Genomic DNA, 748 nt, shown 5'->3' with positions numbered 1-748 from the left:
ATGTTGATAACGCTGCGCGTTAGCCAACATTCCAACACCACATTAGCATTATGATATAATTAAAAATAAAATAGTAAATTTAAACTCATCTAAGGTACTTGCTTAAACAATGGCTTTTCATAGGAGCCATTGTTGTAGGTAGTTATTTTTTCGTTTTCATTTTTATAATAGTTTCTGTTTTTTCAGCAGAATACGTTTGTTTTATAATCTCAATGTCTTCTTTAGTAGCTTCTATAAATTCCGACATTTGTTCCTGTTGATGTCTCATAAATTCGTCTTTTTGTTCAATCCAAGCTGACGAATTAACAACAATCTCTTTTGCCTCAGTTAATGAGCAACTTTGGTTAGTTCTTACATATGCAATACATTCCAAAATTTTGCAATTGAGAGATTTTAGTTCAGTCAATTTATGTTCCAATTCAGCTTTCGAATGCTTATTTTCCTTTTCAGCTAATTCAGTTAATTCGTCTATTGTCATTTTTAATTCAGAGATGTTTCTTCTAATTACCTACAACGGTCTGGTGTATGAGCAGTAGCGGATTTTATACGGCTACTTTTCAGATTACAATATACTTTAATAAAATGGAAAAACGGTTCGAGTAAACACTTAAACCGCTATTGCTTATAGCATCGATGAAAAAGCAGTAAGTCGAGTATCTTTAAGGTTCACGATAAACGATTAAGATATGAACACTCAAATTACTGCTACCCCTAAGTTATACATAGGGATTGACATACACAAGCGAAG

At 32.2% G+C, this 748-nt stretch carries 1 protein-coding gene; it reads right to left on the bottom strand.

The annotated features are described in order from the left end of the window. Positions 1-142 precede the first annotated feature (142 nt). On the bottom strand, positions 143-478 hold the full coding sequence (locus JS605_RS17450; protein ID WP_203259010.1) for a hypothetical protein: 336 nt from the start codon (positions 476-478) through the stop codon (positions 143-145). Positions 479-748 lie beyond the last annotated feature (270 nt).

The sequence above is a fragment of the Hyunsoonleella ulvae genome, from assembly GCF_016827605.1.
Lineage (GTDB): Bacteria > Bacteroidota > Bacteroidia > Flavobacteriales > Flavobacteriaceae > Jejuia > Jejuia ulvae.
The sequence above is the reverse complement of the archived record's forward strand: the minus strand, read 5'-3'. Positions and strand labels throughout refer to the sequence as shown.